Origin of the sequence: Syntrophorhabdus sp., from assembly GCA_012719415.1 — a bacterium.
In the GTDB taxonomy this organism is placed as follows: Bacteria; Desulfobacterota; Syntrophorhabdia; order Syntrophorhabdales; family Syntrophorhabdaceae; genus Delta-02.
Map to the genome: position 1 here is coordinate 53061 of JAAYAK010000137.1, position 13617 is coordinate 66677.

Annotated in this window: 15 protein-coding genes; 10 read left to right on the forward strand and 5 right to left on the reverse strand. The window is 57.0% G+C overall.

The features are described from left to right. The first annotated feature begins 15 nt into the window (after positions 1-15). From GXX82_08795 to GXX82_08820, 6 genes are all read left to right on the forward strand, one after another. Positions 16-663: a hypothetical protein gene (locus GXX82_08795; protein ID NLT23130.1), complete on the forward strand. Its 648-nt coding sequence runs from the start codon at positions 16-18 to the stop codon at positions 661-663. A gap of 25 nt (positions 664-688) precedes the next feature. Beyond that, positions 689-2530, forward strand: a complete 1842-nt coding sequence (locus GXX82_08800) for a PEP-utilizing enzyme, mobile region (GenBank protein ID NLT23131.1) — start codon at positions 689-691, stop codon at positions 2528-2530. A 97-nt stretch (positions 2531-2627) separates the two neighbouring features. Next, entirely contained in the window at positions 2628-3692 is a 1065-nt protein-coding gene (locus GXX82_08805) for a phenylphosphate synthase subunit beta (GenBank protein NLT23132.1), read from the forward strand. A gap of 17 nt (positions 3693-3709) precedes the next feature. Further along, positions 3710-4969 carry a UPF0261 family protein gene (locus GXX82_08810; protein NLT23133.1) on the forward strand — a complete coding sequence of 420 codons (1260 nt, stop codon included), beginning with the start codon at positions 3710-3712 and terminating at the stop codon, positions 4967-4969. A gap of 68 nt (positions 4970-5037) precedes the next feature. Next, a complete protein-coding gene (locus GXX82_08815) occupies positions 5038-5352 on the forward strand; it encodes a hypothetical protein (protein NLT23134.1) in 315 nt (104 codons plus the stop codon). Further along, positions 5349-5909 (forward strand): UbiX family flavin prenyltransferase, encoded by a 561-nt coding sequence (locus tag GXX82_08820; GenBank protein ID NLT23135.1) that lies wholly within the window; start codon positions 5349-5351, stop codon positions 5907-5909. Before GXX82_08815 ends, GXX82_08820 begins: the two co-directional genes overlap by 4 nt. A 66-nt stretch (positions 5910-5975) precedes the next feature. Here the strand turns inward: GXX82_08820 and GXX82_08825 are convergent, their stop codons facing one another. Further along, positions 5976-6920 carry a Tim44 domain-containing protein gene (locus GXX82_08825; GenBank protein ID NLT23136.1) on the reverse strand — a complete coding sequence of 315 codons (945 nt, stop codon included), beginning with the start codon at positions 6918-6920 and terminating at the stop codon, positions 5976-5978. Positions 6921-7220: 300 nt separating this feature from the next. After that, positions 7221-7871, reverse strand: coding sequence for a TMEM165/GDT1 family protein (locus tag GXX82_08830; GenBank protein NLT23137.1), 651 nt, complete (start codon positions 7869-7871; stop codon positions 7221-7223). A 325-nt stretch (positions 7872-8196) separates the two neighbouring features. On the opposite strand from GXX82_08830, the gene GXX82_08835 reads away from it, so the two are divergent. Continuing rightward, positions 8197-8874, forward strand: coding sequence for a hypothetical protein (locus GXX82_08835; protein NLT23138.1), 678 nt, complete (start codon positions 8197-8199; stop codon positions 8872-8874). A gap of 7 nt (positions 8875-8881) precedes the next feature. On the opposite strand, the gene GXX82_08840 is transcribed toward GXX82_08835, so the two are convergent. Beyond that, complete coding sequence (locus GXX82_08840; GenBank protein NLT23139.1) at positions 8882-9124, reverse strand: dodecin domain-containing protein; 243 nt, start codon at positions 9122-9124, stop codon at positions 8882-8884. 125 nt (positions 9125-9249) lie between these two features. On the opposite strand from GXX82_08840, the gene GXX82_08845 reads away from it, so the two are divergent. Further along, positions 9250-9729 carry a cyclic nucleotide-binding domain-containing protein gene (locus tag GXX82_08845; protein ID NLT23140.1) on the forward strand — a complete coding sequence of 160 codons (480 nt, stop codon included), beginning with the start codon at positions 9250-9252 and terminating at the stop codon, positions 9727-9729. Between the two features lie 61 nt (positions 9730-9790). Here the strand turns inward: GXX82_08845 and GXX82_08850 are convergent, their stop codons facing one another. Then, positions 9791-11581 (reverse strand): carbamoyl transferase, encoded by a 1791-nt coding sequence (locus tag GXX82_08850; GenBank protein NLT23141.1) that lies wholly within the window; start codon positions 11579-11581, stop codon positions 9791-9793. A 131-nt stretch (positions 11582-11712) separates the two neighbouring features. Here GXX82_08850 and GXX82_08855 point away from each other — a divergent pair, with 131 nt between their 5' ends. Next, the gene (locus tag GXX82_08855; GenBank protein ID NLT23142.1) at positions 11713-11982 is read left to right on the forward strand and encodes a hypothetical protein; all 270 of its coding nucleotides are present in this window, start codon (positions 11713-11715) and stop codon (positions 11980-11982) included. 56 nt (positions 11983-12038) lie between these two features. Here GXX82_08855 and GXX82_08860 read toward each other — a convergent pair whose 3' ends face one another. Then, the gene (locus GXX82_08860) at positions 12039-12590 is read right to left on the reverse strand and encodes a hypothetical protein (protein ID NLT23143.1); all 552 of its coding nucleotides are present in this window, start codon (positions 12588-12590) and stop codon (positions 12039-12041) included. A 608-nt stretch (positions 12591-13198) separates the two neighbouring features. Here GXX82_08860 and GXX82_08865 point away from each other — a divergent pair. Next, positions 13199-13617 (forward strand): hypothetical protein (locus GXX82_08865; protein NLT23144.1); only part of this gene is annotated, 419 nt, incomplete at its 3' end.

A 13617-nucleotide genomic window follows, 5' to 3' on the forward strand; every position in this document is an offset into this window, starting at 1 on the left:
AGGAGGTTGGACGTTATGTCGATCCTGTTTACCCAGCACTGGGACCTGATACCCGGTGCCGAAAGCGAATACATGCAGTTCATTGCGGAGAGGTACATACCGGAGACCGAGGAAAAGGGTTTCCATCCCGTGGGAGGCTATTACGTGGAGGTCGGTTTTGGGCCGAGGATCGTTGCCGTGTATGCGGCCGAAAACCTCGGTCGACTCACGGAGGTTGTAGACACGTCAAAATTCAGGGAGCTGACAGTTGCGCTAAAATCGCTTGTGTACAATTATGTCTCCGGTGTCTACGCCCCCACGGGGAACGTGAAACATGAGGATTATTCCATTCAAAAAGGAGTATGGAAGTTCAACCAGTACTATGACCTGAAGCCGGGGATGAAGAAGGAGTACGCAGATTTTATCATCAACGAGCACGTCCCGACGATGAAGAAGCTCGATTACCTGGAAGTGACGGGCGGGTGGAACGTGCTCTTTGGCGGTTTTTCGGAGATCATAGCGGAATTCACTTTCAAGGATCCCATCGATATCGCGAGGCTTCTCAACAATGAGGATTTCAGGAAGGTCACCCTGAAACTGCGCAGTGAATTCGTGATCAACTACAAGAGCAGGATCCTTCGTTGCACGGAACGGTTTGATGAAGCCAGGTGGTTCAGGCTTTAATACAAAACAAGGGGGAGGAGAAGCTATGGCCGCAACGACATTTATGGATCCCCATGATGTGCCTGTCATCACGGGTACTCAGGGATGGGAAAGGATGTATCCTTACCAGTACCAGTTCTCGAAGGACGATCCGGAAAGAGAGTCCTTTGAGAGCAGCCAGATATGGTATTATGACGGTCTTCATTATCCCGAGCCCCATTACCCGTTCGACCTTATATGGGACGAGGCGTGGTCCCTCGCGCTGTCGCAGTACAACACGAGACATTTCATAATCCCGCCGGCCATGGGTATCGATCACCGCATCGTCAACGGCTATGTGTACATAACCCCCGTAGGAATAGCCGATCAGGAGGTGGTGGCGAAAAGGGTGCCCCATTTCCTTGAAAGGGCTGGATACTATTACCAGAACTGGGACAGACTCTACGAAAACTGGAAGAAGAAAGTTACGGCGCTGATCGAGGAGCTGGATGCTCTCGACTTCAGCGAATTGCCCGAAATGGAAGACATCAGCGTCGTCACGGAGGGGGTCGGCAGAGGCCGCGGCTTCGACCTGCTCAAAAAGTACGACGATCTGATCAATATGGGTCTTCTCAACTGGCAATACCATTTTGAGTTCCTCAATCTTGGTTACGCGGCATATGTGACGTTCATCAACACGACGAACCAGATCTTCCCGGGCATCCCCATGTCCACGCTGACCAAAATGGTTTCCGGCATCGATGTTGTCATGTACAAGCCTGATTCGGAACTGATACGGCTGGCAAGACTTGCCATTGACACGGGGCTCGAAGAGATGTTCATGAAGCCCCTCAAGGCGGAAGGGTTGATGGGGGAACTGGAGAAGTCCGCGGCGGGCAGGGATTGGCTGGCCGAGATGGAGAAGGCCCGTTATCCATGGTTCTACATATCCACCGGAACGGGGTGGTATCATCACCACATCTCCTGGAACGATAATCTTGACATTCCCTTCGACGCCATCAGGATGCATATCACGAGTCTCAAGGAAGGAAAGGAGGTCGGGCGCCCGACGGAAAAGCTCGTGAAGGAGCGCGACAGGATAGTCGAGGAATACAGGAAACTGATAAAAACTGACGACGACCGGGAGGCCTTCGAGCAGTCGCTGGCGGTCGCGAGAACCGTTTTCCCCTATGTCGAGGACCATTTGTTCTACATCGAACACTGGTTCCACAGCATCTTCTGGGGGAAGGTGCGCCAGATCGGGAGGATCCTGCAAAAGGAAGGTTTTATCGGGGACGTCGAGGATATCTGGTACCTGAAAAGGGACGAGATAAAACAGGCCCTGTGGGACTACTGCACGGCATGGGCTACCGGTGTCAAGCCAAGGGGACCTTCGTATTGGCCGAAGGAGGTTTCATGGAGGAAGGAGGTCTATAAGAAGTTCAGAGAGTGGGTTCCTCCACCGGCACTCGGGGTACCGCCCGACGTCGTGACGGAGCCTTTCACCATAGTGCTTTGGGGTGTGACCACGGACGTGTTGGGCGAATGGCTCAAGGGCGGGAGCGACGGAGAAGAGGAAGTGAGGGAGTTCAAGGGTTCGCCCGGTTCTTCCGGTCTGGTGGAGGGAAGGGCGCGGGTTCTCAGGAACGTTTCGGAACTCTCCGATCTCAAGGAGGGGGAGATCCTTGTTGCCACCACCACATCGCCAAGCTGGGCGCCGGCCTTCGTGAAGATAGCTGGCGCCGTGACCGATGTCGGAGGGCCCATGTGCCACGCGGCGATAGTCTGCAGGGAATACGGTCTTCCCACGGTGGTGGGGACAGGAAAGGCGACCCACCTCATCAAGACGGGAGACCTCATCAGGATAGACGGCGACAGCGGTGTTGTGACCATTCTTGAGAAAGCTTGACGGGCTGATGCCGCTTCCTCTCCTTTGGGATGGGGCGGGCACGGGCCGTCAGGTTCGTGAACCGCCCCGCGTAAAGGATCTGACAAGGAGGAAAGGGATGTCAGGTAAAGAAACGAGATACACGCTGTGGTATGAGGAAACGCGGGGTGACGATTTCAACTTCGTGGGAAAAAAGAACGCCAACCTGGGCGAAATGATCAGCGCCGGCATCAGGGTGAGTCCCGGTTTCTGCATCACTATAAACGCCAACGACAGGTTCATCACCGACACGGGGATACGGGAGAAGATCGAGACCTATGTGAAAGACATTGGCCCCGTGGCCCTGGAGACGACGAGAAGGGCGAGTGAATACGCGATCGGTCTCATTGAATCATGCGCGATACCGGCGGAGATCGAGGACGAGATCCTGACGGGCTACCGGAGGCTTTCTCAAATGTCGGGTGGCACCGATGTGCCCGTCGCGGTGAGGAGCAGCGGGGCGATATCCATGCCGGGTCAGATGGAAACCTACCTGAACATTCGGGGCGAGAAGGATCTCATAGAATACGTGAAGAAGTGTTGGAGCAGTGCCTATAACGTGGAAGCCATCATGTACCGGGCCAACAGGGGGATGGGTTTTCTCTTCAACATCGGGGTCGGTATCCCCAGGATGGTCAATTCCCGGGTGTCCGGTATCATATTCACCATAAACCCCCTCAACGGCGATCCTTCGAAGATCTCCATCGACGCGAGCTACGGGTTGGGCGAGGCTGTTGTGAGCGGTCTTGTCACTCCCGATACGTTCCTTGTGGACAAGATCACCCTGGATCCGGTGAAGACCACGGTGGGGAGCAAAGAGGTCAGGTGCGTCTACCGCCAGAATGGCAGCGACATTGTTCAGACAGACGTGCCCGACGACATGCGCCGGAGGCTCTGCGTTTCTCCCGAGGAAGTGCGTGAGCTCTGCCGTCTTGGCAAGTTGATAGAGGAGTACTATGGAAAGGCCTACGACATCGAGTTTGGGATCGATGCCGATCTGCCGTTTCCGGACAACATCATCATACTGCAGGTCAGACCCGAATCCGTCTGGAGCAAGAAGGAAGTGGCCGCCAAAACGGAGCGGAAGAAGGATCCCATGGAAAGGATCCTCGGTCAGCTTCTGACGGGCGTCAGGCTGAAGTGAGAGGCAAAAGCCGGGGAATGGTTAAAAGGACCCTGCTTATAGTAGCCACGTTGGACACGAAGGGCAAAGAGGCCGCCTACGTGAAGGAGTGCGTCGAGTCTCTGGGTGTGGATGTCCTCGTAATGAACGTGGGAACGATGTCTGAACCCTCAATGGGGGCCGACTTTTCCCTTGAGAACGTCTTGAAGGCGGCGGGCCGGGGTCCGTTCCCGGGCACATCGGGTGTGCTTCGCCGCTCCGAAGCGGTTGAAGCGGTGCAAGAGGGTGGGATTGCCATCGCGCGGAGGCTGTTGAGCGAAGGACGTGTGGACGGCATACTCGGTCTTGGTGGAGGCACCGGTACCTCAATTGCCGCCGCTGTCATGCGGTCTTTGCCCTTCGGAATACCGAAGGTGATGGTCTCCACGGTGGCCTCACGGGATGTCAGGCAGTACGTCGGAACAAAGGACATCGTCATGTTCCACAGCGTGGCGGACCTTTTGGGATGGAACCATTTTGTCGGTCGGGTCCTTCAACAGGCGGCCCATGCCGTTTATGCCATGATGGAGGTCGGTGTCACAGGAAAAGAGGGGAGGCCGATGGTGGCCGTCACAGCCTACGGGATAAACTCGCGCTGCGCCATGAATGTGGAACCCCTGCTTGAGGAGAGGGGATACGAGATGATCGGTTTCCACGCAAACGGCGTCGGTGGAATGGCAATGGAGGAGATGACGGGTGAAGGGCTCATAGAGGGTGTGCTCGATCTCACGGTCCACGAGGTGGCGGACGAGATGTTCGGGGGTTATTGCAGGGGGATCGGGCAAAGAAGGTTCAGGGCTGCGGGCGAAGTCGGGATACCCCTCCTTGTGGCCCCCGGAGGTCTTGACAACGCGGTCTTCAGCCCGTTCTATCCGATGCCGGACAGGCTGAAAGGCAGAAGGCGGCGCGATCATGACGACAGGTTCTGTGTTCGCATGGAGCGTGAAGAGATGATCGTCTTCGCGAGGATCATCGCTGAAAGGCTGAATGATTCCCGAGGACAGGTCTTTGTGCTCATACCATCGCGGGGCTTCTCAGAGGCCGACAGACAGGGCGAGGAGCTTTACGACCCCGAGACGGACCGGGTTTTCACCGAGGAGTTGAAAGGGTTGCTCAGGGAAGACATTGCCCTTGAAGAGATGGATGCGCACATAAGCGACCCCGAGTTTGCGAGCCGCGCGGTGTATGTCATCGACACGATGATCCGGGCGAGACGTCAGGCCGGGACAGAGAAGCCTGAAGCGGGACGTCAAGCATGAGAGATGCGTTATTGACGGATCTGGTAGAGGAGAAGGGGGCATTCAGGATATCGGCCGTCCTGCACGTCATGGGCGACGACCTGGTAGTGGTCCTTCAGGGAGGGAAAGGACATATCGGGGCCGTGGGCATCGCGCAGCCGAGGCCGGGCCTTTCTGATGCTGGCAGGACGAGTGCCACCTCTTCGGTCTACACCTTCCTGGGACACAAGGAGGATGACATAGCAAAGACAATGGCGCAGGTGCTGGCAAGCGGTCTTCAACGCAGGGTCGTCGTCGTGGCCGGTCTGCACTGGGACGGGATAAGTCCCGAGGGGATCGATGAAGTCGTTGCCATGTGCCGAACGCTGACGACCAGGATCATGGAGGGGGCGGGAAGGAAATGAAGAAGATCATTGTGGCAATCACCGGGGCGACGGGCGTCATCTATGGGATAAGGCTCCTTGAAGTCCTGAGGGATTTCGATGTGGAAAGCCACCTGATCCTGTCCACACAGGCGAAGGCGAACATAGAGTGCGAGACGGACCGAAGCGCACAGGACGTGGAACAGCTTGCCTCAAAGGTGCACGATGTGAACAACCTCGCGGCACCAGTGTCGAGCGGTTCCTTCAGGACAGACGGGATGATCATTGCCCCCTGCACAATAAAGACCCTGTCCGCCATAGCCAATTCATATGACGACAATCTTGTTGTCAGGGCCGCGGACGTGGTTCTCAAGGAGCGCAGGAGGCTTATTGTAGCGGTGCGGGAGACCCCGCTCCACAAGGGGCATCTTGAATTGATGGCCAGGGTTGCCGATCTCGGAGGGATCGTCCTGCCTCCCGTGCCCGCCTTCTATTTTCATCCCCGAACCATCGAAGACATCGTAGACCACGCCGTGGGGAAAATGCTGGACCTCATGGACATTGACCATTCGCTGTTCAAGAGATGGCAAGGGGAATAGAACGGGTAGGCCGTCATGCCCGCGTAAAGTGTTCCTCCAGTCCTTCGACGTTCGTCATGAAAGGCGTCAGCGGTGATCCTGCTCCTGGGTGATGGCGGCGAGCTTCCAGCCGCGTTCGCCTACCTTGCGCGCATAGGTCCAGTATTCGAGGAACTTCACCGGGTCCGTGGCACTGCCCGCAAGGACGGTGCCCGCCTCATCGGTGGTGAAGTCGAGCAGGCTCGCCGTGTACCGGACGGTGATGAACTCCTCTCCCTCGTCCTGCACGGCATCGACGATCTCCACCTGCCGCACCGCTATGTTCTCGAGGCGGTTCACCTTTTTTTCCTCCAGGTAACGGTTGATATCTCCCTGGAAGATGTCCCGCATCTGCGGTGTCAGGAGGCTGGCGATGCCGCTGATGTCGCGGCGCGTCCAGCCGCCCTGGATATTGAAAAAGAGGTCCTCGGCCGTGTCCCGGAAGGACTGTTCGTTGAATGCCGGGTCCATTTCGGCGATGTGGCGAAGACCGTCGGATACGGAGCCGCCGGCAGGCTGAGACGTGTAAGAATTGTCATAAGCCGGCTCGTTGTACGCGTAGGAGTTATAGCCTGACGGGGAGGCGGTGCTCATCTGCATCTGCCTCATTGCCTTGTAGCGCTTGTAGACGTAGTAGATGATCCCAGCTATGATAAGGAGGATGATGATGTCCCCGAAACCGAACCCTCCGCCGCCGTAGCCTCCCGTTCCACCATAACCGGACCTGCCGAAAAGCATGTTGCCGATCATCCCGCCCATGAGGCCCCCGCCGAGGCCGTAGAGGAAGCTCCTTCGCGGGCTGTAAGGATTCGGCTGTTGCGGGTTGGCCGCCTGCTGGCGGGTCGGGTTTGTCGTGTTGTAGGGAGTGGACCGGTTATAGGAACCACCGGAGCTCCTGCTCCCCGAACTGAAACCCCGGGACCCCATGCTCCGTCCGCCGCCGGCCCGCGCCTCGGCGGCCGTTTCGAGGACAATGCAGGAGAGAAAGAACATCGCCACACCAATGATAAGGAATCCCGCTATTCTTTTCAGCCTCTGGTCCATATTCTATTCAGTACCCCCTATTGATAGTGGAATCCTGTAAAGCCCAAGGATATCATATAGCTTTCCGGGATGTCAAAGAGTAGCGCCCTTCGGGCGAACGAGCACACGGGTCGGCGCTCACGCGCCTCATGGGTCTGTCTGTAAGGGCAAACGGGGAAAGGCAAAGGGATGGATCCGAATAAGGTCTCCAACGCATGTGCCCGTTTGCGCGCTTGCGCGCAGACCCGTAGGCGCAAAGCGCCGACCCGTTCACGCCTTTGCGTTGTTCCGGCGGGCGATGAGGACGGTCAGAAGGACAATGAGGGCGAGCCCCACCATTATTGCGGGCGGTGTGAGCAGACTTTTCGGCAGGTACTGATAGAGACCGACGGCGCCGAAGAGCATGAAGATGATGGCGGCGAACCATTTGACGAAACGCTCGGGGATCTTCTTGCCCATGACGATCCCGATGATGATGCCGATGGCGTCGGCGATGATCATCGCCGTCGTGGTGCCGAGCCAGACGACGATGATGTTGCTGTATTTCGTTGCGAGGGCCACGGTGGCGAGTTGGGTCTTGTCTCCCATCTCGGCGAAGAAAAAGGCCACGGCGACGGTCCAGAAGGGGCTGAAGTTGAACCGTTTGTCTTCCCCTTCCAGGGTGTCTCCCCGGATGGTCCAGAGGCCAAAGAGTATGAAAGAGGCGGAAGCCGCTATCTGGATGTACTGTATGGGGACGAACTTCGTGAGATAGCTCCCGGCGACGACGGCGAGGAAATGGTTGACGAGGGTCGCGACGAACACCCCCCACAGCACCGTCTGCCAGCGATACCGTGAAGCGAAGGCCATTGCGAGAAGCTGGGTCTTGTCACCCATCTCGGCGAGAACGACGAAGATGACCGATGCCAGGTATACACCCACGGGAACCCTCCGGAATCCTGAGGCACAAAAAAACGAGACTCCTCAGCATGCAGCACATCGCACACCGAAGGTCTCGCTAATTGGCTTGTGCCGGCCAACGGCAGGACCAGGGTCGCCCCAGCATGTTGATCCTGCCTGTCTAGCTACTCCCCTTCAACAACAACGTAGCGTCAGTATACACCAGGATAAGGGAGGGAATCAAGAATTCGGAGAAAGTGGCGCACGCTTTGCTCAACGGGACTGGACAGGATTGTGCCTTGTAAATTGACGCAATTTGCTGCACAATAGAGAAAAACCCGAGATTGATCGTTAGAGGGGGCTCACGTTGGATAGAGAACGCATCGAGCGCATTGTCGAGAACAAGTATTCCCTTCTTCTCTTCTTCCTGGTCACGCTGCTTCTGGCCTCTCTTCTGACCGTTCACCATAATGTGCTGCACTTCACTGTCGGTTCCCTCTTCGCCATTGTGGTCTTCATTATCATGCTGAAGATATTGAAGGCCTCCCGCCTCCTCTTCGCGGTATACATAGTCCTCTCCGTCGTGGCGCTCCTTCTGCACTACCTGGCCGTTTTCGCCATTCGCAGCAAGCCCCTGGTGATCGTCACCCTCGTTGTCTATATTGTGATGATCGGGATACTCATCGTGTTTGTGATCCGCCGAATGTTCTCGGAGAAGCTGGTCACCGGCGACACCATAAAAGGCGGCATTTCCGTGTACATTATGATAGGAACGTGGTGGCAGATGGTCTACCAGCTACTCTGGCTGCACGATCCCCGGTCCTTCCTGTTCCCCGGTAACGTCTTTTTGCAGGGGGATCTCCTCTATTACAGCTTCAGCACGATGACATGCCTGGGGTTCGGCGACATCCTGCCCAGGTCCTATCCCGCGAAAATGTGTTCCATGATACAGGCCCTGGTGGGACAGCTCTATGTGGCTGTCTTCGTAGCCCGTCTTGTGGGTTTGCACGTGGCAGTGCATTCCCGGAAACATGAGAAGCAGTAGGCCTGACTCAGTGTTTCCTGATCTCCTCGTGCCAGACTTTGTCCGGGTGGTACTTAAAGGAGATGTTGAGCCTCACGCGGTAGCTTACCACCTTCCCGTTCTCCAGGGTCACATCCTGGGTCACGACCTCACCGACGCGCAGGTCATGGACACTCTTCGCGGCGGTCTCTATGGCCGACCTTGCCGCGTCTTCCCATGATGTCGTGCTGGTGCCCACGATCTCATTGACGACGTACACACTCTCTCCCATGGCGACCTCCTTGCCGTTCCTGAGCGTTATAAGGTGTTAATAGCACAAATGAAAGGCGTGTCAAGGAGCGCTGGCTTCAGGTCGGCCCGAAAATGGCGATAATATTGCATTGAGGAGAGGATGAGATGGAGATCGGACGTGCCATAAGGGAGCGGGCGGAGATGCTCGAGAACACGTCGCTCAGCATGGACTTCTCGTACGAGGAGCTTGTCACCCTTGCAGGTTACATGGGCACCATGACCTACAGGAAGGGAACGACTATCTTTGAGGAGGGCGACAGGGAGATCTTCATGTGTGTCGTGGTGAAGGGCGGCGTCATCATCCTGAAGAGGGACGAGCGCATGGACCCCAAGCGCGTGACTGCAATAGGCGTGGGGAAGGTCATAGGCGAGATGTCCATGATAGACGGCAGTCCCCGCTCCGCCACGGCAACGGCGGCCGCCGACACCATCCTCGTTGTCCTCTCGAAGGAAAGCATGGACCGCCTTTTCAGGGAAAAGCCCTACGTTGGCCTCAAACTGCTCAAGAAGATCGCGTACTCCATGAGTCAGAGGCTGCGCCGGACAACGGGTGTGCTCGTGGATTACCTTGAAAGAAATAACTGAATCATCTCACCTGTCAACGCGGCATCGGGGACGAACCGGCAGCGGTCCGCACGCTCCCCGGTCAGGTTGCCCCTTTCTTCTTTGAGAAGAGTTTGCCGAGCCACTGCTTCTGCCGGATATCGACGGCCTTGAGCTTGTTCTCATCGATAACGGGTCCGTGGACGAGTTCCTTCGGTCCTGTCGCCTCGATGAGGTAGTCCTCTATGATAAGGTAGTCCATCTCCGTCGACATGAAGCATTTCAGGGCATCCCCGGGTGTTTCGACGATCGGTTCCCCGGCGATGTTGTACGATGTGTTGAGGATGACGGGCACGTCGGTGATGCGACCGAATTCCCTGATGAGATCGTAGTACCTGCCGTTGTCCTCCCTTGTGACGGTCTGGACCCTGGCGGTGCCGTCTATGTGCGTGATGGCGGGCACGAGACGCCGCTTGTCCTCTCTCACGTCGGCGATGAGGAGCATGTAGGGGCTTTCGCAGTCGAGGGCGAAATACTCGGATACCTTTTCGAGGAGGACCGACGGGGCGAAAGGCCGGAACCCTTCCCGGTGTTTCACCCTTGCATTGAGAGTATCCTTCATCTCCGGCTTTCTCGGGTCGCAGATGATGCTCCTGTGACCAAGGGCGCGCGGGCCTATCTCGCTGCCGCCCTCGAACCAGCCGAGGATCTTGCCCTCGGCCAGGAGTTCCGCGGCCTTAAGCGCCACATCCTGTTCTTTCCTGAAGCTGATGTTCTTGACACCGGCAAGGTCGGCGAGGATCTCTTCCTCGCTGTACGTTCGACCCAGGTAGGCATTGCGGAGGCGATACTTTCCGGGCGGTTCCCGATGGATAATGTGGGCGCCGTGAAGGACGCACCCCAGGGCGATCCCCGAATCGCAGGCTCCGGGCTGGATGAATATCCTTTCAAAGGGCGTGTTGTCGAGTATCTTCTTGTTCGCCACGCTGTTGAGGCCCACACCGCCGGCATAGCACAGGTTCTTCGACGGGCTTATGCGGTATAGGTGACGGGCCATTTCGATGAGGGTGTTTTCCGTCGCCGTCTGGACGGCGTAGGCGATCTCGGTGTAGACGTCGTCGGGGAGCCTTTCCTGCTCCCTCGGGGGTATGTTCGGAAAGTAGCGTTTGCGGTACAGGTCGTTGTGACGGACGAAGTTCTTTTCGCTGCTTGCCAGGGCGACACCATCGACGATCTCCACAAAGGGCTCGCCTATCGTCTTTCCCGGCTGTCCCCCATAGGGGGCGAGGCCCATGACCTTGCCGGAGCCGAAGTCGCCGAAGTTGAGAAACACCGACGTGCCCATGTAGACAAGTCCGATGCCGTTCATGTACCCGGGAACGGTGTAGTCCTTCCTGATGCCCGTTATCTCGTTTCCCCGGGCCCGGTAGAAGGACTGGACCTCCTCGTAGTTCTTGACATCCTTGAACGGGAGCCCGCGCAGCATGAAGGGAAGCTGTTTCTCCGTTTCAATTTCCAGGGCGCTGCTTCCCAGCCCGTCGACGACCATCACGGCCGCTTCATCGAAGGGTGACGCGAAAAAGGCGCTCGCGGCATGGGCCTCGTGGTGGGAGATCGTATGGATCCTTCCCGAATAGCCCAGTTTCTCCCGGATGCTGTCACCCGTCTTGTCTCTGCCGTCCTTGCCATAGCGGGTGACGCCCACGACGAGGTCGACATCGTTGATGTTCTTGAGTCCCATTGCCTTCAGGAGATAGTTGACGGACAACACGGGGAAATTCCCGGAGTGCTTTCGCCTGTCGACCCTCTCCTCGCCAATGGCCATCAGTTTCCCTTCCGATATGAGCGCCGCCCCGGTGTCGTGGCCGAATATGTGAAGACCCAGAATGTTCATAACCTCTCCTGACCGATCTTTGTGATGCTTGTTGACTATAACAGAGCGGTTTCATACAGTCAACGGCAAATGGGTAAGGTGGGTAAGGCGACAACGAAAAGGAAGGCGCCGGGCAGAGTTTTCACATTTCGGTGCGTACGCCTTTTTCCTTACCCCGTGTCCTCCTCGGTGCCGCGGTCCTCGGCAGGGTGGCGGGAGAGATGATCATCAGCGATCCCTTTGTGGTTCGAATGCTCCATCATCCCGGGCACCTTGCCTCGTATCTCTTGCAGGCCTTGTTGGCTCTCGGAGTGGTCGTGGCGGAGAAGGCCTGGAAAAGATACAGGCCGTCCCACAAGGTAATGGCGGTTGGACAGCCGATAGAAAGCCCCTTCCTGATGGACGGTTGGGACCTCAAGTAGCCATGGTCCCTCCGTTCACGTGGAATTGATGACGGGCGCTAGCTGACGGGACCCGCCTATTTCTCGATCAGGCCCGCTTCGATCATCGCCTTCCTGGCACATTGGGGACAATAGCCGTGGGAAAACAGGGTGTTCGAATGGGCGCTGATGTATTCCTCCAGTTCCTGCCAGGAACCCTCCTGGTCCCGGATCTTCTTGCACTGGGAGCATATGGGCAGAAAGGTCTCGAGGACCTTCACCTCGGATAGGGCCCGTTGCAGTTCTTCCGTCAGTTTGCGCTGATCAGCGAGCAATTGCCGTATTCTGGCCACCAACACCCCCAAAACGACAAAGGAAACGAGACGCACCATCGTGTTCCAGACAGCGTAGAAATGCCCCGGGTGCATGTGACCTGAGAGGGCATCCGCCGCGAACCATGAGAGGGCGGCGAGAAGGCTCAACCACACGGAGGCGTTCCTGCTTATGTGCCAGGCGGCTATAGATATGGGCCAGAAGTAGAACACGAAGAAGTTCATGTCGAAACCGGTAACGAGGTCGACCGCTCCGATGACCAGCACTCCGGCTGTGGCGATGGATACCCACACCCATTTTGGGATGTCACGTTTCATGTTGCTCCCCCCGGCCTCCAATTGGCCTGACCGGAGGTCGCTGAATACACAAGTATATCCCAGCGCGCCCGGGGTGTCCAGAGGCGGACGCCGGATAGAACCGACAGGGCGCTCGGTTGCCCGTGCGTGCGACAAGGCTTTCGGGGAAAAGCCCGGCGGTGATGGATTACGGGTGTAGTACGGGGAGCATCCGGCTTCCGCCGGATGGCGGGGTCGTACAATTGCGTAGGATAGCGGTGGAACAGGCCACTTTCATGTGGGACATGCCTGTCGCCGCGACGCGTGCCATGGAAGGGGCCGGGCGGTCGGTCTGGCCGGGCTGCGGCCTTAACATAGCGATAGAATTGACCAAAATGAATGTGGCCAGGGGGCCGGGCAGTGGCTTTCGGTTCCTGGCACGCCTATTGCTCTTAGTCCGGCAGAGATCACGGTACAAGACAGAGGCGTCTTCGACCAGCGCAGGTTTGAAGACGCCTCTGTCTTTTTTGAGAGAAGGAGGTGGGTGCGTGAGGCTTTAGGCGGCAAAGATGAGCAATGATCGCATGCTCAAGGCATGGGAACGAAATCTATGGAGGTAGATGATGAATTGCTTCAAGAAGGTTTTCCTGTTGTTTGTTGTTCTTATATGCTTCCCGATATTCCCTGTTATCGCTGAAGAAGGGGGCAAGAAAGAGGAACCGAAGGTCACGGGTTCGGGTTCCCTGGGGGTTTACAACCAGTACATATTCCGGGGTTATGAGATAGGAAAGAGCGGCCTCGTGATCCAGCCGTCCCTAACGGCGTCCTACAGGGGCTTCTCCGCAACCTTCTGGGGGAACGTGGACACGAACCAGAGAAGCACGAAGACGGCTGACTTTGCCGCGGAGAGCAAGGCCTTCAAGAAGGGATGGAACGAAACGGACCTGACCTTGAGCTACACCCACAGCTTCGACAAGCTTTCCCTCACAGGAGGCTACATCTATTACGGGACGAAGTATTGTGATGAGACGGAGGAGCTTTTCGGGACGATAGCATATGACATCATATC

Excerpts from the sequence above, each read along its gene's own strand:
- GXX82_08805 (NLT23132.1), top strand. The coding sequence starts at position 2,628 with ATGTCAGGTAAAGAAACGAGATACACGCTGTGGTATGAGGAAACGCGG.
- GXX82_08800 (NLT23131.1), top strand. The coding sequence starts at position 689 with ATGGCCGCAACGACATTTATGGATCCCCATGATGTGCCTGTCATCACG.
- GXX82_08820 (NLT23135.1), top strand. The coding sequence starts at position 5,349 with ATGAAGAAGATCATTGTGGCAATCACCGGGGCGACGGGCGTCATCTAT.
- GXX82_08840 (NLT23139.1), bottom strand. The coding sequence starts at position 9,124 with ATGGGAGAGAGTGTGTACGTCGTCAATGAGATCGTGGGCACCAGCACG.
- GXX82_08850 (NLT23141.1), bottom strand. The coding sequence starts at position 11,581 with ATGAACATTCTGGGTCTTCACATATTCGGCCACGACACCGGGGCGGCG.
- GXX82_08815 (NLT23134.1), top strand. The coding sequence starts at position 5,038 with ATGGGCGACGACCTGGTAGTGGTCCTTCAGGGAGGGAAAGGACATATC.
- GXX82_08825 (NLT23136.1), bottom strand. The coding sequence starts at position 6,920 with ATGTTCTTTCTCTCCTGCATTGTCCTCGAAACGGCCGCCGAGGCGCGG.
- GXX82_08795 (NLT23130.1), top strand. The coding sequence starts at position 16 with ATGTCGATCCTGTTTACCCAGCACTGGGACCTGATACCCGGTGCCGAA.
- GXX82_08860 (NLT23143.1), bottom strand. The coding sequence starts at position 12,590 with ATGAAACGTGACATCCCAAAATGGGTGTGGGTATCCATCGCCACAGCC.
- GXX82_08810 (NLT23133.1), top strand. The coding sequence starts at position 3,710 with ATGGTTAAAAGGACCCTGCTTATAGTAGCCACGTTGGACACGAAGGGC.
- GXX82_08845 (NLT23140.1), top strand. The coding sequence starts at position 9,250 with ATGGAGATCGGACGTGCCATAAGGGAGCGGGCGGAGATGCTCGAGAAC.